The organism is Variovorax sp. 350MFTsu5.1, from assembly GCF_048302515.1.
In the GTDB taxonomy this organism is placed as follows: domain Bacteria; phylum Pseudomonadota; class Gammaproteobacteria; order Burkholderiales; family Burkholderiaceae_C; genus Variovorax; species Variovorax guangxiensis.
In genome coordinates this window covers 3,639,969-3,659,787 of sequence record NZ_CP157620.1, presented here as the reverse complement: position 1 = coordinate 3,659,787, position 19,819 = coordinate 3,639,969, and the positions used below count along the sequence as shown (strand labels likewise).

Genomic DNA, 19,819 nt, shown 5'->3' with positions numbered 1-19,819 from the left:
GTTGCTGAAAGACAGGGAACCCGAGAGTCTAAAAGACGGTGCCGTCGCTCTCGATCAGCAGGGGCGGAGCACCGTCACGCAAGCGCTGTGCCAGCGCGCGGCCCGCCGCCCAGGTGCCGCCTTCGAGCACGCAGGCCAGCGGAAGCTCCTCCTCGGTGCGGTCGAGCACCTTGCGTACGCGCGGCGCCACCTCGTCGAGCAGCGCCACGGTGAGCGCGCGCCATTCGACGATGAATTCGTCGCCCACCTTCCAGGTGCGGGAGAGGAAGGCCGGATCCTTCGGCACGATCACGCCGCTGTCGATCAGCAGGCCGCCGTTGCGGTACTCGGGCAGGGCGGTGAGCGCGTCGAGATGGCGCACCTTCACGCCGGCCCACTCGAAGGGTTCGAGCAGCGAGTACGTGAGCCACTGCGAGAGCTTGTGAAAGGGCATCCAGCCATTGGTGAGGCCGGGGCCGCGCACGGCGCTGTGGCGCCAGCAGTCGCCGAGCGCCAGCGCCGGGTCGCCCGAGCCGATGCCGCCCGCGTTGTCGCTGCCGTCGGCCGCGATGCTGTCGACCGAATTGGCCGCCGGCCAGATGCGCGAGAGCGTCTCCAGCAGCAGCGAAAGGATCTGGTGCGCCGTGATCTCGGCGGTGGGTGGCGTGGCCGCGCCGAAAGGCGCCACCAGTGCATCGAACATGCCGGCGGGCCGGCCTTCGTCGCCGAAGGTCTCGGGCTGCTCGCTCATCGCCTCGCCGAGCCGGCGCAGCAGCACAGCGCGGCCCGCGAGGCCGACCAGCGGATTGACCTCGCTCACCTGGAAGGCGTCGCCCAGCCGCTCGGTGACCAAGCCGCGCAGGCCGGCCGCGTCGACCTGGAAAGGCCGGTCGGGGTCGGACGAGAAAAGGCCGCTCGTGAACGCGTGGAAGCTCGCCACGCCCAGCCCCTCGGAGCGCGTGAAGCGCTGGCCGGTGGCCGATTCGGTGTAGTGCCAGCCGGCGCCGGCACCGGCGTCGAGCAGCACGCTCACCAGCACCAGGTCGATGTGCGCGCTGGCGCGCTGGCGTGCGTCGACCTTGCCGAGCAGCCTGTCGAGTTCCTCGACCCGGTTCACGCCGCCGGCCTCGAAGTGGCGCCAGCGGCTGTGGTACGGGATGGTGTCCCACGGATAGCGCTCGCGCGTGACCTCGGCCACGGTGCGCGCCGCGTCCTCGAGCGCGTCGTCGCCGCCGATGCGGAACCACTGCGATTCGCCGCGCCTCGCGCGCGCCAGCAGGGCGTTCGCGCGCTGGCGGATGGCCGCGGTGGTGCGCAGCAGCGTGGCCGCGCCCGCCGGGTGGGCGGTGTCGGCGTTGAATTCGATGGACGGATCGACCTCGCCCGCGCCGCCGGGCGGCAGGCTGCCGGAGCCGTCGACCGGCAGGTTGGGGTCGTCGTTGCTGCTGTTGCTGTTCTTGCTCATTCGCTCAATCCCCGGCCCTTGGCCTTCTTGAGTTCCTCGGCGTCCGGCACCGGGCCGGGCGTGAAATAGCCCGCCGCCATCTTGGCGTCCATCTCGACGCGGGCGTCCGCGGGAATCAGTTCATCGGGAATGTTCACGCGCTCGCCGATCTCTATGCCCGAGCCGGTGATCGCGTCGAACTTCAGGTTGCTCATCGACACCAGCCGATGGATCTTCCTGATGCCGAGCCAGTGGAAGACGTCGGGCATCAGCTCCTGGAAGCGCATGTCCTGCACGCCGGCCACGCACTCGGTGCGCGCGAAATACTGGTCGGCCGTGTCGCCGCCCACCTGGCGCTTGCGCGCGTTGTAGACCAGGAACTTGGTCACCTCGCCCAGCGCGCGGCCTTCCTTGCGCGAATAGGCGATGAGGCCGACGCCGCCGCGCTGCGCGCCCTGGATGCACTCCTCGATGGCGTGCGTGAGATAAGGCCGGCAGGTGCAGATATCGGAGCCGAAAACGTCCGAGCCGTTGCACTCGTCGTGGATGCGCGCGGTGAGCTCGACCTCGGGGTTGGCCAGGTCGCGCGGGTTGCCGAAGATGTAGAGCGTCTGCCCGCCGATGGGCGGCAGGAACACCTCGAGGTCGGAGCGCGTGACTAGCTCGGGGTACATGCCGCCGGTCTCCTCGAAGAGCGTGCGGCGCAGGTCGGTCTCGGAGCAGCCGAAGCGGCGCGCCACCTCGGGCAGGTACCACACGGGCTCGATGGCGGCCTTGGTCACCATCGCGGCGCCGCCTGCGGTGAGGAACTTGCCGTCGGCCTTGAGGCGGCCCTTCTGCAGCGCCTCGATCACCTCCGGCAGGATCACGTGCGCCTTGGTGATAGCGATGGTCGGGCGGATGTCGTAGCCCGCCGCCAGTTCGGTGGCGAACACCTCGGCCACCTGCGCGCCCCAGGGGTCCAGCGACACGATGCGCCCCGGCTCGCTCCATTGCGGATAGGGGCCGATCGTGTCGGTGGGCGCGGTGTTGGTCAGGTCGGCCTTGTGCTCGCGCTTGAGCGCGCCGGCCGCCACCGCGAGCGCCCGGTAGACGCTGTAGGAGCCGCTGTGCGTGCCGATCACGTTGCGGTGCGCCCGCTTGGTGGTGGTGCCGACCACCGGCCCCCGCTCGGCTGCCGTGGCTGCGCCCCAGCGGATGGGCAGCGCGCCGAAGCCGCCGGCGTGCGAGGTCAGCCGGATGTGGCCGGTCGACGTGGAGGGGTGCAGCGGGGGGAGGGGCATCGCGCCGGTGGCGCCGCCGGGGACGGAAGGGATCGTTGTGCTGTCAGCAGACATTGGTGGCCCTCAAAAAATGCAATGTACCGATCAGGCGTGCGGCTTGCAAGCAACGGGCCACGCGCGAGCCGCGGCGCGAATGGGGAACAATGCGCGGGGACGGCGGATGGACCGGATGCGATGGAGGAAAGAACGATGCGTGTGCTTCCCTGTGTATTTCTCGCCCTGGGCCTGCTCGGCCTGAGCGGCTGCGACAAGGCCAAGGAGGGTTTCTCCGAAGGCTTCGATACCGCCTTCAGGGCCAGTTTCCGGGAGAGCTTCATCGGCAGCTGCGTCAAGAGCGCGGGCGAGCGCGGGAACAAGTCGGAGGAAGAGCGCAGGAAGCTGTGCACCTGCGCGGCCGACAGCGTCATGAAGGACACCTCCGTGGCCGACCTGCAGGACCAGGAAAAGGTCGGGGCGCGAATCGGCCCGATCATCCAGCAGTGCTTGAAGCAACCCTGAAGCAGCCCCTGCCGGCGCCGCCGGCCCCGGCACAATCGGCCGGAACTTTTTCGACAAGGCTGTAACCAGCCAGCCCGATGGAACGAAACACCGTAGGCAGCAGGAAGAACCCCGGCGACGTGGAAGCGGCGCTGCGCGGCCTGTTCCTCCGCGGCCTCGACGGCGACGCGAAGGCCTACCGCGACTTCCTGCAGCAGCTCAGCGCGCATTTGCGCGCCTTTCTGGGCAAGCGCCTCTTTGGCTGGCCCGATGAAGTGGAAGACCTCGTCCAGGAATGCCTGCTCGCCATGCACAACCAGCGCCATACCTACCAGAGCGACCAGCCGCTGACGGCCTGGGTGCACGCCATCGCGCGCTACAAGATGATCGATCTGCTGCGCGCCAAGTCGGCCCGCGAAGATTTGCATGAGCCGCTGGACGACGACCTGGCCGTGTTCGCCGAATCGGCGCAGGAGGCCAGTGACGCGAAGCGCGACCTCGGCGGCCTGCTCGAGACCCTGCCGGATCGCCAGCGCCTGCCGATCGTGCACGTCAAGATCGAGGGCCGCTCGGTGGCCGAGACCGCGAGCCTGACCGGCATGTCGGAATCGGCCGTCAAGGTCGGCATCCACAGGGGGCTGAAGGCGCTGGCCGCCCGCTTCGGAAATGGCTGGGAGGCTGCGGCATGAAGACCGACGACCTCGTCTCGATGCTGGCCAACGGCGAGGTGGCCGTCTCTCGCCGGCGCGCCAGTTCGCGCACCTGGCTGGCGGTGCTGCTGGGGCTTCCGTTCTCGTTCGCGATCCTGCTCGCCGGCTACGGCGTGCGGCACGACATCGTGCAGGCCATGTTCTGGCCGATGTTCTGGGTCAAGGTGCTGTTTCCGCTGTGCATCGCGGCCGCCGGCTTCGTGGCCGCCGAACGGCTCGCGCGGCCGGGCGTGAAGCCCCGGCATGCCTGGATGGGCGCGGTGCTGCCGGTGCTCGGGGTGTGGCTGCTGGCGGCGATAGCCTGGTTCACCATGCCGGCCGACGATCGCATGCCGGCGCTGATGGGACAGTCGTGGCGCATCTGCGCGGCGAGCATCGGGCTGATGGCGCTGCCGGTGTTCGTGGCCGCCCTGGTCGCGCTCAAGGGCATGGCGCCCACGCGGCCCGCGCTGGCGGGCGCGGCGGCCGGCGCGCTGGCAGGTGGCGTGGGGGCTTCGGTCTATGCGCTGCACTGCATGGAGCTGACCGCGCCGTTCCTCGCCGTGTGGTACGTGAGCGGGATCGCGGTGCCCGTGCTGTTGGGGGCGTTGCTGGGGCCGCGCCTGCTGCGCTGGTAGGCAGCAGTCAGGCGGGCCGGTTCCTGGGCTCTCAGCGCTTCTTGCTGCCGAAGATCCCGCCCAGCACGCCGCGCAGGATCTCCTTGCCCACCGAGGTGCCCATGGTGCGCACCGCCGACTTGGCCATGGTCTGCACCAGCCCGTCGTGCTTGGCGCCGCGCGGGCCGGTGGTGCCGAAGAGCATGTCGTTGAGCATGCCGCCCATGCCCGAACCCGAGGATTCGGCGGGGCCCTTGGCGGCGCCCGGCGCGGCAGGGGCAGGGGCGTCCGGCGCGCTTTCGGCACGGCCCTTTAGCTTTTCGTAGGCCGATTCGCGGTCCACCGACTTCTCGTAGATGCCCGCGACCAGCGAGCCGTCGATCAGCGCCTTGCGCTGCTCGGGCGTGATCGGGCCGAGCTGGCTGGCCGGCGGCAGCACGAACACGCGCTCGGTCACGCTGGGGCGGCCCTTTTCGTCGAGCAGGCTCACCAGCGCTTCGCCGACCGCGAGTTCGGTGATGGCGGTCTCGATGTCCAGGCCCGGCTTCTGGCGCATGGTGCTGGCGGCCGCCTTCACGGCCTTCTGGTCGCGCGGGGTGAAGGCGCGCAGCGCGTGCTGCACGCGGTTGCCGAGCTGGGCCAGCACGGTGTCGGGAATGTCCAGCGGGTTCTGCGTAACGAAATACACGCCCACGCCCTTGGAGCGCACCAGCCGCACCACGAGCTCGATGCGCTCCACCAGCGCCTTGGGCGCCTCGTTGAACAGCAGGTGGGCCTCGTCGAAGAAGAAGGCCAGCTTGGGCTGCTCGGGGTCGCCGACCTCGGGCAGCTGCTCGAAGAGCTCCGACAGCATCCACAGCAGGAAGGTGGCGTACAGCCGCGGCGAATTCATGAGCTTGTCGGCCGCGAGCACGTTGACCACGCCCTTGCCGCCCACGGTCTGCATGAAGTCGGCGATGTTGAGCATCGGCTCGCCGAAGAATTTGTCGCCGCCCTGGGTCTCGATCTGCAGCAGCCCGCGCTGGATGGCGCCCACGCTGGCGGCGCTGATGTTGCCGTACTGGGTGGTGAACTGGCTCGCGTTCTCGCCCACGTACTGCAGCATCGCGCGCAGGTCCTTCAGGTCGAGCAGCAGCAGGCCGTTGTCGTCGGCGATCTTGAACACCAGGTTCAGCACGCCGGCCTGCGTTTCGTTCACGTCGAGCATGCGGCCCAGCAGCAGCGGGCCCATGTCGGAGACCGTGGCGCGCACCGGGTGGCCCTGTTCGCCGAACACGTCCCAGAGCGTGACAGGGCAGGCCGCGGGCTCGGGCAGCTCGATGCCGCGTTCCTTCAGCGTGGCGGCCAGCTTGTCGCCGATGCTGCCCTTCTGGCTGATGCCGGTCAGGTCGCCCTTGACGTCGGCCATGAACACCGGCACGCCGATGGAGGAAAGCTTCTGCGCGATGGTCTGCAGCGTGACGGTCTTGCCGGTGCCGGTGGCGCCGGTGATGAGGCCATGGCGGTTGGCCAGGCCGGGCAGGAGGTTGCACTCGATGGTGTCGTGCCGTGCGATCAGAAGAGGGTCGGCCATGGGGCGCTCCGTCGTATGGGAAGCGGGCAGTCTAATCAACCGGCACTCCTATAATCCACGGCCCGCACGGTGGTTCAGGAAAAAGTTTTAGGAGGTTTTTTTGTCATCGACTGCCCAGCCCCCCATTCCCGCCAACGGCGACGCCTCCGAACAGTCGCCGATCGAAAAAGAGCTGGCCGTGCTGCTCGTGAACGCGCTGAATCTCGAGGTCGCTCCCGAGGACATCGTGCCGACCGAACCGCTGTACGGCGAAGGTCTCGGCCTCGACTCCATCGACATCCTCGAAGTGGCGCTCGAAGTCTCGCGCCGCTACGGCTTCCAGCTGCGTTCCGACGACGAACGCAACCAGCAGATCTTCCAGTCGCTGCGCACGCTCGCGGCACACGTGGCCCAGCATCGCGTAGCCACCTGATCCCATGTCCCGATGGCGAATAGCGCTCCTGCTGGTGGTGGGGGTCGCATATGCCGGCCTCTCCCACTGGATGACGCTGTTCCACGCGACCCAGCCGTGGGCGGTGGTCGTGCTGCTCGGTCCGCTGTGGCTCGCAGCCATGGGCCTGGCCGGCAGCTGGTTCGGCCGCTGGGGCGTCGCCATTGCTGCTGCAGTGGGCATCGGCGGCTTCTCGCTCGTCTTCCTCGGCGAGGCGGGCGACCCCAACCGGCTGTACGTGATGCAGCACGTGGCCATCAACGGCGCGCTGTGCGGCTGGTTCGGCTCCACGCTGCGCGGCAAGGGACTGCCCCTGATCACGCAGTTCGCGCAGCGCGTGCATCCGCTGCGCGGCCACATGCTTTCCTACACCACGCAGCTCACGCGCATCTGGACCGGCTTCTTCGCGGTGATGGTGGTGGCCTCGGTCATCATCTACCTGACACGGCCGTTCTCCGACTGGTCGCTGTTCGCCAACGTGCTGTCGCCGGTGATGGTGACGCTGCTCTTCGTGGGCGAGCACCTGGTGCGCTACCGGCTGCATCCCGAATTCGAACGCACGCGCCTCGTGGACGCGGTGCGCGCGTTCTATGGCACGTCGTCGGTTGACAGCAGCCCCGGCGGCCAATGAAACAGGCCTCGACACAGGCCCCGCCCGCGTGACGACAGACGACAACCGATTCCTGCCACTGCTCGCGAACCGCGACCCCGACGCACCCCTCGCATGGCGCGCGGGCGTTCCCGTGAGCGCGCGCCAGTTCCTGGCCGACGTGGCCCGCTTCGCTCCCACGCTCCCTGCGGAGGGCGATGCCGTCAATCTCTGCGGCGACCGCTATGCCTTCGCGGTGAGCCTCGGCGCGGCGCTGGTGCGCGGCCGCGCGAGCATGCTGCCGCCCGACGCACGGCCCGACACGATCTCGCGGCTGCTCGAATCGCACGGCTCGCCGCTTTTCGCGCACACCGACGCCTCGCACATTCAGACGCCGGGTATCGAGCGTCTGCTGCTCGAAGGACTGGCCGGCCCCGCGGATGATGCCCCCGTGGACGTGCCGCGCATCGACGCGGGCATGCACGCCGCGAGCCTGCTGACTTCGGGCTCCACCGGCGTCCCCCAGCCGCACGCCAAGACCTGGCGCACGCTGGTGGGCGACGTGGCCGTGGCTGTCAAGCGCCTGTGCCGGGTGCTGGAGCGCCCGACGCTCGAAGGCCTGACCCTGGTCGCCACGGTGCCGGTGCAGCACAGCTACGGCCTGGAGTCGTCGGTGCTGCTGGCGATGCTGGGCGGCGCGGCCTTCGAGAGCGGCCGACCGTTCTTCCCGGCCGACGTCGCGAAGACGCTGGCCTCGGTGCCGCGCCCGCGCGCGCTGGTGACCACGCCGTTCCACCTCAAGACGCTGCTGCTCTCGGGCATCGAGCTGCCGCCGGTCGACCTGATCCTGTCGGCCACCGCGCCGCTGTCCCCGCAGCTCGCGCAGCAGGCCGAGCAGGCGATGGGCGGCGTGCTGCTCGAGATCTACGGCAGCACCGAGTCGGGCCAGGTCGCCACGCGCCGCACCACCGACAACGAGATCTGGGAAACCTTCGGCGAGATCCGCGTGCATGCCGAGCCCTCGGCCGACGGAGGGCCCGAGCGCTTCATCTTCAGCGGCGACTTCATGCCCGAGCCCACGCCCATGGCCGACGTGCTCGAGCTGCTGGACGAGCGCCGCTTCCGGCTCTTCGGCCGCGCCAATGACCTGATCCACGTGGCGGGCCGGCGCAGTTCGCTCGCGCACCTGAATTTCCACCTCAACAGCATCCCCGGCGTGGACGACGGCGCCTTCTGGCTGCCCGACGAGGTGGCCGACGGCGTGGTGCGGCCGGTGGCCTTCGTGGTCGCGCCCACGCTGTCGGCGGGCGCGATCATCGCCGCGCTGCGCCAGCGGCTGGAGGCGGTTTTCGTGCCGCGCCGCGTGGTGCAGGTGAAGTCCTTCCCGCGCGAGGGCACGGGCAAGCTCACCGTGCGGGCACTGCGCGAATTCGCGCTGGCGCAGCTCGCGGAAGACGATACGCCGGTGCAGATGGCCCATGCGGTGCCGGCCGATCACCCCGTGTTCGCCGGCCATTTTCCGGGCCAGCCGCTGCTGCCCGGCGCGCTGGTGCTGGCCGAGGTGATGGAGGCCATCCGCCGCGTGCCGGCGCTGGTCACTCGGCTGGGCGGGCATCCCACGCTGGCCGCGGCCAAGTTCCTCGCGCCCGTGCGGCCCGGCGCCGTGCTCTCCATCGAACTGAACCCCGAGGCCGGTGCCTCCCGCGGCGTGCGATTCGACGTTCGCTGCGACGGCGTGGTGGCTGTCACCGGCCGCTGGACCGGCGTGCAAGAGTCAGGCTGATGAAGCACACCGACGTCGAGAGGCGCGCCCTGGACGAGGCTTCCCGCAACGGCCAGGCGGAACCCAAGGGGGAGCGTGGCGAGGGCGGCGACTGGGCACGCGCGCCGGAGCGCAGCAACATGCTCGCGCTGCGCTTCATCGTGATGATGGCGCTGGTGTTCGGCCGGCACATCACGCGGCTGCTGCTGCCGCCCATTGCCCTGTACTTCCTGCTGTTCGCGCCGGCGCAGCGCCGGCACATCAAGCGCTACCTGTTCCGCGCCATCGGGCCGCAGGCGGGCTGGGTCGACGGCTTCCGGCTGCTGCATGCCTTTGCCTCGACGGTGCTCGACCGCGTGTATTTCCTGCGCGGGCGCATGGACCTGTTCAAGGTGAAGATCCGGGGCAACGAGCCGCTCGACCTCGAGATGGCGAACGGGCGGGGCGCCTTCCTGCTCGGCGCCCACGTCGGCAGCTTCGAGGCGCTGGGCGCCTGCAAGCAGCAGACGCACCAGCGCCACTTGCGCGTCGCGATGCTGATGTACCCCGACAACGCGCGGCGCATCACCGGCATCCTCAACGCCATCGCGGTGCCCGAGCTGCGCCCCCACGTCATCGCGCTGGGCCGGCCACATTCGATGCTGGAGCTTCGCGACTGGCTCGACAGCGGCGGCATGGGCGGCATGCTGGCCGACCGCACGCTGCCCGGCGGCGAGGAGCAGCCCGCGCACCAGCGCGGCAACAATATCGTGCTGCCTTTTCTCGGGCAGCCCGCCGTCTTCAACGACGGTCCCTTCCGCCTGGCCGCGCTGCTGCGCCGCAAGGTGTTCTTCATGGCGGGTCTGTACGGCGGCGGCGCGCGCTACGATGTCCGGTTCGATCCGCTGGCCGATTTCGGCGAGCGGGCCGCCAGCCCGGCGGAGCGCGAGCAGCGCATCCGCGCGGCGGTCGAAGCCTACGTGGCGCGCCTGGAGGCGATGTGCCGTGCGTACCCCTACAACTGGTTCAATTTCCATGATTTCTGGCTCGAAGATGCGGCTTGACCGGCTCTGCAGGGCATTCGTGCTCGCGCTGGCCTTCTGCGCCGTGCCGGCCTGGGCGGCCTTCGACCTGCCCGAACTGATGACGCTGCTGGCCAAGCAGAAGAGCGGGGAGGCCCGCTTCACCGAGCAGCGCTTCGTGCACGGCCTCGAAGGCCCGCTGGACGCCAGTGGCACGCTGAGCTTCGACGCGCCCGACAAGCTGGTGCGCCGCACGCTGTCGCCGCGCGTCGAGACGATGGCGGTCGAAGGCAACACGCTCACGCTGTCGCGCGGCGGTCGCAACCGCACGCTGGCGCTCGACAGCATGCCCGAGCTGCTCGGCCTGGTCGAAGCGATGCGCGGCACGCTGACGGGCGACGGCGCCACGCTGCAACGCTACTTCCGCAGCACCGTGTCGGGCTCCGCCGCCAGGTGGACGCTCGACCTCGCGCCGCTGGACAGCCGCCTTGCCGCGCAGGTGCGCAGCATGCGCATCAGCGGCCGCGCGAGCGACGTGCTGGGGCTCGAGATGGAATTCGTCGGCGGCGACCGCTCGGTCATGAACATCACGCCGGGCGCCGCCGGCCCCGGGCCGGCTCCAGCGCCGGCCGGCGCTCCCGGACGCACCACGCCGTGATGCAGCCGGGGCAGCTGCAGCAGGCGGGCGGTCCGCCGGCCTGGAGGCGCAGGGCGGCCGTGCTGCTGGCATGGCTGCTGGTGCTGCTGTGCGGCGTGGTGGTCATCGCGCGCACGCAGATCGGCGCCGATCTCTCGGCCTTCCTGCCCAAGAGCCCCGACGTGCGCCAGCGCGTGCTGATCGAGCAGCTGCAAAGCGGCGTCGCCTCGCGCACGCTGATGCTGGGCATCGAAGGCGGCAGCACGGCGCAGCGGGCCACCGTGTCGCGCGCGGTTGCGAAGGAAATGCGCGAGAGCAAGCTCTTCGAGCTGGTGCAGAACGGCGACGTGAGCGACTGGAGCGACAGCGGCACCTGGGTGTTCCAGCACCGCTACCAGCTCTCGCCGGGCATGAATCCGGGGCATTTCACGGTCGAGGGCCTGCGCGACGCGATCAACGAGACTCTGTCGATGCTGGGCACGCCGGCCGGCAACGTGATCAAGCCCTTCCTCGACCGCGACCCGACCGGCGAGACGCAGCGCATCGCCATGGAACTGGTGCCGGCCAGCTCGCCGCGCAGCGAGGACGGCGTGTGGATGTCGCGCACCGCGCCGCGCGCGCTGATGATCGCCACCACGCGCGCCGCCGGGAGCGACCTCGATGCGCAGGCCGTCGCCATCGCCCGCGTGCACTCGGCCTACGAGGCTGCGACGCGCGGCATGGGCGCCGAGGCTCCCAAGCTGCTGCTGAGCGGCCCGCCGGTGTTCTCGGTGATGAGCCGCGACAAGATCAAGACCGAGGCGATCCATCTCGCCGTGGTGGGCGGCATCGTCATGGGCGGGCTGCTGCTTCTGGCTTTCGCCTCGCCGCGCGCGCTGGTCATCGCCTTCCTGCCGGTGGCCACCGGCGTGGTGATCGGCACCGCGAGCGTGAGCCTGGTGTTCGGCTCGGTGCACGGCCTTACGCTGGGCTTCGGCAGCACCCTGATCGGCGAGACGGTCGACTACGCCATCTACTACCTGATCCAGGCGCGCCAGGTCGGCGCGGGCGCGGTGGCCGGTACCGGCTGGCAGCGCTGGCGCGACCTGAACTGGCCCACCGTGCGGCTGGGGCTGCTGACCTCGGTGTGCGGCTTCGCGGCGCTGGTGTTCTCGGGCTTCCCGGGTCTGGCGCAGCTGGGCGTGTTCTCCATCGCGGGCCTCGTCTCGGCCGCGCTGGCCACGCGCTACGTGCTGCCCGTGCTGGCACCCGATGGCGCCACGGGCATGGGTATGCGCCGGTACATGGCGCAGCTCGCGGGCGCGCTGGTGCGCGGGCTCCCGCGCCTGCGCTGGCCGCTGGCCGCGCTGGGCGTGGCCGCGCTGGCGCTGGTGCTGTGGCAGGGCGGCCACCTGTGGCGCGCCGACCTCGGCGCCATGAGCCCGGTGCCCAAGGCTTCCCAGCAGCTCGACGAAATGCTGCGCAACGACATCGGCGCCAGCGACGGCGGCGTGCTGGTGGTCGCCTTCGGCGACGACGAGCAGGCCGCGCTGCGCCACACCGAGGCGGCCGCCGCGAAGCTGGATGCATTGGTCGACAGCGGCGAACTGGTCGGCTACGAGACCGTCACCCGCGTGCTGCCGAGCATGGAGGTGCAGCTCGCGCGCATCGCGGGCCTGCCCGATGCCGCGACCCTGCGCGCCAACCTGGCCGAGGCCACCAAGGGCCTGCCGCTGCCGGCCTCGCGGCTCGAGCCCTTCCTGGCCGACATCGAGGCCGCGCGCAAGCTGCCGCCGGTGCAGCGCGCCGAACTGGCCGAGGGGCCGCTGGAGCCGGTACTGAACACGCTGATGTACCAGCGCCCTGGCGGCGGCTGGGGCACGCTGGTGGTGCTGCACCCCGGCGCGAAGTTCGACCAGGGCCGCCTCGAAGCGGCGCTGGCGGGTCTGCCCGAAGTGCAGGTGGTCGACGTGGGGCGCGAGCTGGCCAGCCTGTACCAGCGCTACCTGCACGAGGCCTTCGTGCAGGTGCTGCTCGGCGCGCTGGCGGTGGTGGTGCTGCTCGGCATCTACCTGCGCTCGTGGCGCCGGCTGCTGGCCGTGTGCCAGCCGCTGCTGTTCGCGGTGGTGCTCACGCTGGGCGGCATGGCCGTGCTGCAGGCGGCGCTGGGCATCCTGCACCTGGTGGGGCTGCTGCTGATCGTGGCGGTGGGCTCGAACTACGCGCTCTTCTTCGACCAGCTGCGCACGACCGGCAGGGCCGACGAAGACACGCTGGCCTCGCTGATGCTGGCCAACCTGACGACCGTGGTGTCCTTCGGGCTGATCGCGATTTCCGACATTCCGGCGCTGTCGTCCATCGGTCGGGTGGTCGCGCCGGGGGCGCTGCTGGCGCTGCTGCTGTCGGCGGCTTTCGCGCGGCGAGTGGGGCCTTCGAAGGCTTCGCGCGGCGCATGAGGGGAAAATCCGGCGCCATGTCTTCCGCTCCCGCGTCCACCAACGAATCCTGGCCCTGGCCGCCGGCCATCCGCGCCAGCGCGGCCTGGCACGCGGCAGCCATCGGCGCGGGCGTGCTGGTGCCGGGCGCCTTGCCGTGGGCCGTGGGCGCGATCGTGCTGAACCACGCGCTGATCACCGGCGCGGGCCTCACGCCGCGCAGCAGCCTGCTGGGCCCGAACGTCACCCGGTTGCCAGAGGCGGCCGCGGCGCGGCGCGAAGTCGCCATCACCATTGACGACGGCCCCGAGCCCGAGGTCACGCCACGCGTGCTCGACCTGCTCGATGCGCACGGCCAGCGCGCCACCTTCTTCTGCATCGCCGAGCGCGTGCTGGCGCAGCCGGCGCTGGCGCGCGAGATCGTCGCGCGTGGCCACAGCATCCAGAACCACACGGCGCGGCACCGGCACAACTTCTCGTTTCTCGGGCCGCGCGGGTTCGCGGCCGAAATCGCGCGGGCGCAGGACATCCTCGCCGAGGTCACCGGCCAGCGCCCGACCTGTTTCCGCGCGCCGGCCGGCCTGCGCAACCCGTTCCTGGAACCCGTGCTGCACCGCCTCGGCCTCTCGCTCGTGAGCTGGACGCGGCGCGGCTTCGACACCCGCGAGGGCGACGCCGCCAAGGTGATGGCGCGCCTGAGCCGCAACCTGCAGGCGCGCGACATCCTGTTGCTGCATGACGGCAACGCCGCGCGCACCGCTGCGGGACAACCTGTTTTGCTGGAGGTATTGCCCTTGTTGCTCGAACGCCTGCGCGCCGATGGACTGCGCTCCGTGACCCTGCCGGAAGGGCTGAAACCATGAACGCCGCGATGTCGCCTTCGCTTTCGACCGAGGTCGCGTGGCGCGAGCTGCACGAGGCCGCCACCATTCCGTACAAGAAGGGTGGCAACTTCGCCTGGCACTTCGCGCGCGGCAAGCTGGGACGCGACCCGGTGTTCCGCGGGCTGCTCGAACGCCGGCTCTTCGGCGCGCAGCACCAGCGCGTGGTCGACATCGGCTGCGGCCAGGGCCTTTTCGCGAGCCTGCTGGCCTCGATGAGCGCGATGCAAAAGCAGGGCCGCTGGCCCTCGTCGTGGGACGCCACGCCGCACGGCGCGGACTACACCGGCATCGAGCTCATGCCCAAGGACGTGGCGCGCGCCGAGGCCTCCATCGGCCACCTGGAGCCCACGCCCCGGCTGGTCTGCGCCGACATGTGCAAGGCCGATCTGCCCGAGTGCGACCTCGTCGTGATCCTCGACGTGCTGCACTACGTCAACCTCGAAGCGCAGGAGGGCGTGCTGCTGCGCGTGCGCGACGCACTGCGCCGTGGCGGCAACCCGCACGCGCGGCTGCTGCTGCGCGTGGGCGATGCGTCCAGCCGGCGCGGCTTCGCCATCAGCCAGTGGGTGGACCGCACGGTCACGCGCATCCGCGGCCACAAGGTCTCGCCGACCTGGGGCCGTCCGCTGGCCGAGTGGACGGCTGTGCTGGACCGCCTGGGCTTCCGCGTGCAGAGCATTCCGATGAGCGAAGGCACTCCCTTCGCCAACGTGCTGCTGGTGGCCGACCTGGAGCCGGCCGCTTGACCGCGCCACAGACGCTCGACCGCGCGGGCATCGCCCTGCGCATTCCGCACAGCGGCAGCATGTGCCTGCTGGAGCGGCTCGAAGGCTGGGACACCGACTCCATCCGCTGTACCACCACCACCCACTCGCAGGCAGACAACCCTCTGCGCACCGAAAGCGGGCTGCTGGCGCCGAACGCCATCGAATACGCCGCGCAGGCCATGGCTCTGCATGGCGGCCTGCTGGCAGAGGAGGGCAGCGCGCCGTCGGCCGGCTTTCTCGCGAGCGCGCGCAACGTGAAGCTGGCGGTGGCGCGGCTGGACGACGTGGCCGGCGCCCTGCAAGTCGGGGCCCGGCGCCTGTCGGGCGACGACCGGCAGATCCTCTATGAATTCACGGTGGCGGCCGAGGACGGCCGCATGCTGGCCGAAGGCCGCGCCGTGGTGGTCCTGAACACGCCGCTCGCCGCGGCAGCACAAGAAAGCACGTCGTCTCCATGAGCCTCGAAGGAAAACGCGCACTGATCACGGGCGCCAGCGGCGCGCTCGGTGCCGCCATGGCCGAGCGCCTGGCGCGCGACGGCGCCACGGTGCTGCTGCACGCCAATTCGCGGCCCGAGGCGGTCGAGCAGCTGGCGGCATCGATCACGACTGCGGGCGGCAAGGCCGAATGCCACGTCTTCGACCTGTGCAGCGACGAGGCGTCTGCTGCCGCCTGCGCGCGCATCCTCGAAGGCGGGCCGGTGCAGATCCTCGTCAACAACGCAGGCGTGCACGACGACGCCGTGCTGCCCGGCATGCGCGCCGACCAGTGGCACAAGGTGATCGACGTGTCGCTCAACGGCTTCTTCCGCGTCACGCAGCCGCTGCTGCTGCCGATGATGCGCACGCGCTGGGGGCGAATCCTGAACATCTCGTCGGTGGCCGCGATTGCCGGCAACAGGGGGCAGGTCAACTACGCCGCGGCCAAGGGCGCGCTGAACAGCGCGACCAAGGCGCTGTCGCTCGAAGTGGCCTCGCGCGGCGTGACGGTGAACGCCATCGCGCCGGGGATCATCTCGTCGCCGATGGCCGATGCGGTGTTCGACCCCGCCGTCATCAACCAGATGGTGCCGGTGAAGCGCGCCGGGACGCCGCAGGAAGTGGCGGCGCTGGCCTCGTTCCTCGCGAGCGAGGATGCGGGCTACATCACGGGGCAGGTGATTTCGATCAACGGCGGGATGATCTGAGGGACCCTGCTCCGGAACACGGCGGCGGCTACTGCGGCGTGATGTCTCCGGTCGTCTTCCACCTGGCGATCCGCGTCATGTGGTACTGCAGGTAGAAGATGGCGAAGAAGAAGGTCATGGCTGCGGAGAGCCTGAGTCCGATCGGCTCGACATTGTTGTAGTGCTCGATCATCGAGCGCCTCATCGAGTAGCACCCGCAATAGAAGAGCACGTACGACAGGATCTGCAGCAGCAGGTCACGCCCCTGGTTGCCCGAGGAGTCGGAGGCGCTGTCCATCAGGCCCCCGATGACCGCCAGGATCATGTAGCCGATCAGGTACAGGGTCGCATTGGATCGAGGATCGATCTTGCGCACCCAGGTCGACTGGATGAACGGCCAGACGAGGGCAAAGATGCCGAAGCTCAGCACCGTGAACAACAGAACCAGCGCCCAATGCAGCCTGGGCGGCAGGTCCTGCTGCGGCACCACGGTCTGCTTTCCGTAGGAGGACGGCGGCGCGGCGTAGCCCGGCACCGCGGGCACCTGCTGCGGTGGCAAGGGAGGCGGCGAGACGGCGGCAGGCGCACCGGGCTGCGTCGCCCGCTCGCCGAACATCTGCAGGGCCGTCTGCCATTGGGCCATGCCCTCGCGCCAGACCATGTCCGTGGCGGCGATGTTGCCCCGGGCATAGAGCGCCCTGGCCTCGCTCTCTTCGTAGGGGCCGAAGGCCTGGCCGTTCCGGTTGACGTGGATGTGCAAGGCGAATCTCCCTCTTTCTGTTCTTATGGGATGCAGGGTCTGTCCGAGCGCGCACAGCCTCGACCGACCGGATGAAGGCTCAAAGGGGCAGCGTGTCGAAGGCCGCGTAGGCCGTGGCCAGCCACGACTTCACCCGCTGGCGCTCCAGCAGGCCCAGTGCATGCGGGCCGTCGCGGTCGTTCACGGCCTTCCAGAAGCTGGTGTTCTGCGCGTCGATCTTGCGCATGCTCGCGTCGTGCAGGCGCGGCAGGGCGATCACGCGGGCGCCGTTCGCGGTGGCCTTCGAGAGCGACTGCGAGCCCAGCAGCATGCCGAAGTCGCTGCCGCGTCCGTAGTTCTGCACCACGATGTAGTTGGGGCGGTTGCCGAAGGTGTCGATCAGCGTGCCGAGCAGGTCGGTCGAGTCCTTGCCGTCGTCCAGCACGTGCCAGAAGTTGACGGTGACGCCGATCTCGGCGAACACGTCGAAGAGGTCCGATTCCTTGATCCAGCGCGCCAGCGGCGCCAGCGTCTGCGCCGCGAGATCGACGATCACGCTCTGCTGCGGGTTGGTCTCGAAGCCGTTGACGACCGTGTCCAGGCCCTCGAAGCTGTCGACCACCACCGGCGAGGCGAAGCCTTCGTAGAAGCGGGTGAAGGAGCTGTGCGAGCGGTCGGTGTCGAAGCCGGTGAAGGGCCGGCTGTGGTCGATGAAGTACTGGGCCAGCACCCGCGCGGTGACCGACTTGCCTACACCGCCTTTTTCGCCGCCGATGAAGTTGATGGAGCTCATGAGTTGCTGCTGCCTCGCATGGGTTGAGGAAGAGAGGGGAGAGGGCCGGGTCATTCTAGGGGGCTGTCTTTTTCGATCTGCCACCTTTTGCAACGGCCTCAAGCAAGGGGTGCGCCTGCAGACGCTGCGCCAGCCGCTTCTTCCAGGCGGCCGGAAGCGCGGAAGCCTCGATCATCGCGGGCCATGCGTCGCGCGCCAGCCGTGTCGTGTCGGCGATCGTGCGCCGGACCAGTGGCTCGTGCATTCCGCTGGAAAAGCAGAATGCGCGCACGCTCGAAGGCGTGAACATGGCAGATCGCCTGGCGGCTGCGCCCGCAGCAGGAGGCAGCAGCGGCAGCGCATGCCCTTCGACGCCCTGTATCGCCGCGTAGGCGACGATGTCGTAGGCCGGCGCGAAGCTCGGGGCGACGGCGTCTGCGTACAGCACGCCGAAGTTCTTCAGATGCGCGTCGGGGTTGCCCAGCAGGTCGTTCACCACAAGGCGCCGCACGAGTTCGAGCACCGCTTCGTCGCCCAGAGACGCAAAGGCGCGCATCGCCAGTGCCATGTCGAGATAGCTCGCGCCGTACTTGTGCATCGGGTCGATGGCGAGCACCTGCGCGAAGTCTTCGAAATGGATGCGGCGGGCGCCGTCGCGGTCGAACCGTGTGACCGCCAGGAACTCGGGCTCGTCGGGCAGCGCGTAGCTGTGTTCGGCCGAGATGGCCGAAAGAGGGGCGAGTTCGGCATGGCAGACCTCGACGCCCGCAGCGCCGGCCATCTGCAGCGACAGCATTTCGAGCTGCGGCATGTGCGGCCTGCCCGCCACCGGCAGCTTGGCGATGACACGGGTGCTCGCGCCGGCCCGCGTGCGGGCGACGTAGCGGCCGCCCTGGCGGCGCAGGCCCAGCTTGGGCTGCACGCCCGACACCGAAATGCCTTGCGGCATCGGCAACTCGACCACGGACATCTCCAGCGCGTCCTGGTCCTGTGTGACGAGCCGCTGCAGCGTGCTTCGGTCCACGGACACCGGCCTCGCGCTGACGGCGCCGGGCAGGTCGCCGCCGCAGGCTGCCAGCAGTTCGAAATGATCGCTTTCAAGGCAGCCGCGCAGCTGCGCGATGTGGCTGCGCAGCACGCCCTCGGGCAGCAGGTTCTGGAAGAAGCTGGGCAGTTGTCCGCCCTGGGCATTGAACAGCGGATTCTTGACGTCGCTCCACAAGGCCGACTGGGCGGCAGGATCGCTCGCGAGCATCGAAAGCGAAAGGATCTCGGCAGGCGGATCGACCACGATCTCGGGTTCCGCGACGAACCGGCAAAGATCGGCGTACTGGAACAGCTTTCCGAACCGGCGCGCACCGAGCGAGATCTCAAGGATCTTGACGTTCATGGCCGCCCCCGGGGCCTGGCTTTCGCCGAGGCCGATTCAGGCGGTGCCTTTGCCACTGCGTGGCCGATGCGGGTGGCCACGGGGCGATAACCGGGATCAGCCGCGACCGCCTGGCCGAAGCCCCTGGGCACAAGCTGGAGTTCTAGACCCAATGCGTCGACCAGCGCGAGCAGGGACGAGAGCTGCGGATTGCCATGCAGGCTCAGCGCATTGCGCACCGAGCGCTCGGTCAGGCCGCTGCGCTGGGCGATTTCGGCGTTCGAGACTCCGGAAGTCTCTCGACGAGCGATGAGTGCGTTGACGAGGTCCTGCTTGTTCATGGAAATATATTACCGTAAATACGATTTTGGGAAATATGTTTCCTGGAATGGCCGTCATCCCCGCTACTTGGGCACCAGCGTGAACAGGGGCATCACCACCCCCATAACCCAGTTCTGCCCGAAGTCGAGCGCCGCCCGGCGGTATTTCTCGTCCGCCTGTGCAGCCATGAGGTCGAGTCGCGCAACCACCTTGGAGAGTTCGCGGTCGGCCACGAGATTGCGGCCGCGGTCGCTGATCTCGGTGGCCAGCAGCAGTGGCTGGCCGTCGGGGCCGGTCTTGGAGGAGATGAGCCACAGCGAGATCTCGAAGTTGCGCGCGGCCCGGAAGCTGTTTTCGGCGTTGACGCCGTCGAGCATGGTCTGGTCCCAGGTGTCGCCGTTGGCCTGCTTGAGCATGGTGGCCCAGCCGTAGACCAGCGCCGCGACGCGGTCGCCCTGGTAGCCCTGCGGCGTGGTGTCGAAGGCCATGCGGATGGCGTCGATGCCACTGGCGCCCTTGAGTTCGGGCAGCGGCGGGCCCTTGAGCACGGCATCCCAGGCGCGCTGGATGGCTTCGTCCATGCTGGCGGCCGACTTGCGCCATTCGCGTGGGTTGCGCTTGTAGAGCGTGCTCTGCACCCGCCGCACCGACTGCAGGTTGTCGCGCAGCGAGAGATTGGCGATGCGGTTGGCGCCGGACTGCAGCCACTCCTGGTTGGTGTAGGGCTCGGCGCGCTCGGTGTCGCGCATCGACGAACAGCCGGCCATGCCGACCAGGGCGGCGAGCAGAACGGCAAGCCGGGTGGCCATGCGCGCCGGGCGGCGGGCCCATCGTGCGGCGAGGGGTGAAACCGGGGAATCGTGCATGCCCTGACGTTATCATCCACGGCTAGGGCGGCGGCCTGCTG

21 protein-coding genes are annotated in these 19,819 nt (G+C 69.6%); 13 read left to right on the top strand and 8 right to left on the bottom strand.

The window, feature by feature from the left end; all coding sequences use genetic code 11:
* Window positions 1-28 precede the first annotated feature (28 nt).
* Together ABL843_RS16560 and ABL843_RS16555 are read right to left on the bottom strand one after the other, a co-directional pair.
* Window positions 29-1,444 carry a URC4/urg3 family protein gene (locus ABL843_RS16560; protein WP_418116549.1) on the bottom strand — a complete coding sequence of 472 codons (1,416 nt, stop codon included), beginning with the start codon at window positions 1,442-1,444 and terminating at the stop codon, window positions 29-31.
* Window positions 1,441-2,760: a GTP cyclohydrolase II gene (locus tag ABL843_RS16555; protein ID WP_206169448.1), complete on the bottom strand. Its 1,320-nt coding sequence runs from the start codon at window positions 2,758-2,760 to the stop codon at window positions 1,441-1,443. Before ABL843_RS16555 ends, ABL843_RS16560 begins: the two co-directional genes overlap by 4 nt.
* 135 nt (window positions 2,761-2,895) lie before the next feature.
* Here ABL843_RS16555 and ABL843_RS16550 point away from each other — a divergent pair, with 135 nt between their 5' ends.
* From ABL843_RS16550 to ABL843_RS16540, 3 genes are all read left to right on the top strand, one after another.
* A complete protein-coding gene (locus ABL843_RS16550) occupies window positions 2,896-3,204 on the top strand; it encodes a hypothetical protein (protein ID WP_126020261.1) in 309 nt (102 codons plus the stop codon).
* A gap of 77 nt (window positions 3,205-3,281) precedes the next feature.
* On the top strand, window positions 3,282-3,872 hold the full coding sequence (locus ABL843_RS16545) for a sigma-70 family RNA polymerase sigma factor (RefSeq protein WP_418116548.1): 591 nt from the start codon (window positions 3,282-3,284) through the stop codon (window positions 3,870-3,872).
* A complete protein-coding gene (locus tag ABL843_RS16540) occupies window positions 3,869-4,510 on the top strand; it encodes an NrsF family protein (protein WP_418116547.1) in 642 nt (213 codons plus the stop codon). Before ABL843_RS16545 ends, ABL843_RS16540 begins: the two co-directional genes overlap by 4 nt.
* A gap of 31 nt (window positions 4,511-4,541) precedes the next feature.
* On the opposite strand, the gene ABL843_RS16535 is transcribed toward ABL843_RS16540, so the two are convergent.
* Window positions 4,542-6,062 (bottom strand): helicase HerA-like domain-containing protein, encoded by a 1,521-nt coding sequence (locus ABL843_RS16535; RefSeq protein WP_418116546.1) that lies wholly within the window; start codon window positions 6,060-6,062, stop codon window positions 4,542-4,544.
* A 100-nt stretch (window positions 6,063-6,162) separates the two neighbouring features.
* On the opposite strand from ABL843_RS16535, the gene ABL843_RS16530 reads away from it, so the two are divergent.
* The 10 genes from ABL843_RS16530 to fabG are packed head-to-tail and all read left to right on the top strand — an operon-like array spanning window position 6,163 to window position 15,732.
* The gene (locus tag ABL843_RS16530; protein WP_093194980.1) at window positions 6,163-6,474 is read left to right on the top strand and encodes a phosphopantetheine-binding protein; all 312 of its coding nucleotides are present in this window, start codon (window positions 6,163-6,165) and stop codon (window positions 6,472-6,474) included.
* Window positions 6,475-6,478: 4 nt separating this feature from the next.
* A complete protein-coding gene (locus ABL843_RS16525) occupies window positions 6,479-7,123 on the top strand; it encodes a hypothetical protein (RefSeq protein ID WP_418116544.1) in 645 nt (214 codons plus the stop codon).
* A 28-nt stretch (window positions 7,124-7,151) separates the two neighbouring features.
* The gene (locus tag ABL843_RS16520; protein WP_418116542.1) at window positions 7,152-8,864 is read left to right on the top strand and encodes an AMP-binding protein; all 1,713 of its coding nucleotides are present in this window, start codon (window positions 7,152-7,154) and stop codon (window positions 8,862-8,864) included.
* Window positions 8,864-9,886, top strand: a complete 1,023-nt coding sequence (locus tag ABL843_RS16515) for an acyl-CoA synthetase (RefSeq protein ID WP_418116540.1) — start codon at window positions 8,864-8,866, stop codon at window positions 9,884-9,886. Before ABL843_RS16520 ends, ABL843_RS16515 begins: the two co-directional genes overlap by 1 nt.
* Window positions 9,858-10,502 (top strand): LolA-related protein, encoded by a 645-nt coding sequence (locus ABL843_RS16510; RefSeq protein ID WP_418116538.1) that lies wholly within the window; start codon window positions 9,858-9,860, stop codon window positions 10,500-10,502. The genes ABL843_RS16515 and ABL843_RS16510 overlap by 29 nt, the downstream gene beginning before the upstream one ends.
* Window positions 10,502-12,916, top strand: a complete 2,415-nt coding sequence (locus ABL843_RS16505) for an MMPL family transporter (protein ID WP_418116536.1) — start codon at window positions 10,502-10,504, stop codon at window positions 12,914-12,916. Before ABL843_RS16510 ends, ABL843_RS16505 begins: the two co-directional genes overlap by 1 nt.
* Window positions 12,917-12,933: 17 nt before the next feature.
* Window positions 12,934-13,758 carry a polysaccharide deacetylase family protein gene (locus ABL843_RS16500; RefSeq protein ID WP_184637646.1) on the top strand — a complete coding sequence of 275 codons (825 nt, stop codon included), beginning with the start codon at window positions 12,934-12,936 and terminating at the stop codon, window positions 13,756-13,758.
* Window positions 13,755-14,525: a class I SAM-dependent methyltransferase gene (locus tag ABL843_RS16495; protein WP_126020243.1), complete on the top strand. Its 771-nt coding sequence runs from the start codon at window positions 13,755-13,757 to the stop codon at window positions 14,523-14,525. The genes ABL843_RS16500 and ABL843_RS16495 overlap by 4 nt, the downstream gene beginning before the upstream one ends.
* Window positions 14,522-15,004, top strand: coding sequence for a hydroxymyristoyl-ACP dehydratase (locus tag ABL843_RS16490; RefSeq protein ID WP_418116533.1), 483 nt, complete (start codon window positions 14,522-14,524; stop codon window positions 15,002-15,004). Before ABL843_RS16495 ends, ABL843_RS16490 begins: the two co-directional genes overlap by 4 nt.
* Complete coding sequence (gene fabG, locus ABL843_RS16485) at window positions 15,001-15,732, top strand: 3-oxoacyl-ACP reductase FabG (protein WP_418116532.1); 732 nt, start codon at window positions 15,001-15,003, stop codon at window positions 15,730-15,732. The genes ABL843_RS16490 and fabG overlap by 4 nt, the downstream gene beginning before the upstream one ends.
* A gap of 28 nt (window positions 15,733-15,760) precedes the next feature.
* Here the strand turns inward: fabG and ABL843_RS16480 are convergent, their stop codons facing one another.
* The 5 genes from ABL843_RS16480 to ABL843_RS16460 all read right to left on the bottom strand — a co-directional run bounded on the left by ABL843_RS16480 (window position 15,761) and on the right by ABL843_RS16460 (window position 19,721).
* Window positions 15,761-16,471, bottom strand: coding sequence for a DUF4339 domain-containing protein (locus ABL843_RS16480; protein WP_418116530.1), 711 nt, complete (start codon window positions 16,469-16,471; stop codon window positions 15,761-15,763).
* A 79-nt stretch (window positions 16,472-16,550) separates the two neighbouring features.
* Complete coding sequence (locus ABL843_RS16475; protein ID WP_126020235.1) at window positions 16,551-17,243, bottom strand: mobilization protein; 693 nt, start codon at window positions 17,241-17,243, stop codon at window positions 16,551-16,553.
* A gap of 55 nt (window positions 17,244-17,298) precedes the next feature.
* On the bottom strand, window positions 17,299-18,612 hold the full coding sequence (locus ABL843_RS16470) for a type II toxin-antitoxin system HipA family toxin (RefSeq protein WP_184637656.1): 1,314 nt from the start codon (window positions 18,610-18,612) through the stop codon (window positions 17,299-17,301).
* Entirely contained in the window at window positions 18,609-18,932 is a 324-nt protein-coding gene (locus tag ABL843_RS16465; protein WP_418116527.1) for a helix-turn-helix domain-containing protein, read from the bottom strand. The genes ABL843_RS16470 and ABL843_RS16465 overlap by 4 nt, the downstream gene beginning before the upstream one ends.
* A gap of 63 nt (window positions 18,933-18,995) precedes the next feature.
* Window positions 18,996-19,721 (bottom strand): hypothetical protein, encoded by a 726-nt coding sequence (locus ABL843_RS16460; protein ID WP_240650504.1) that lies wholly within the window; start codon window positions 19,719-19,721, stop codon window positions 18,996-18,998.
* Window positions 19,722-19,819 lie beyond the last annotated feature (98 nt).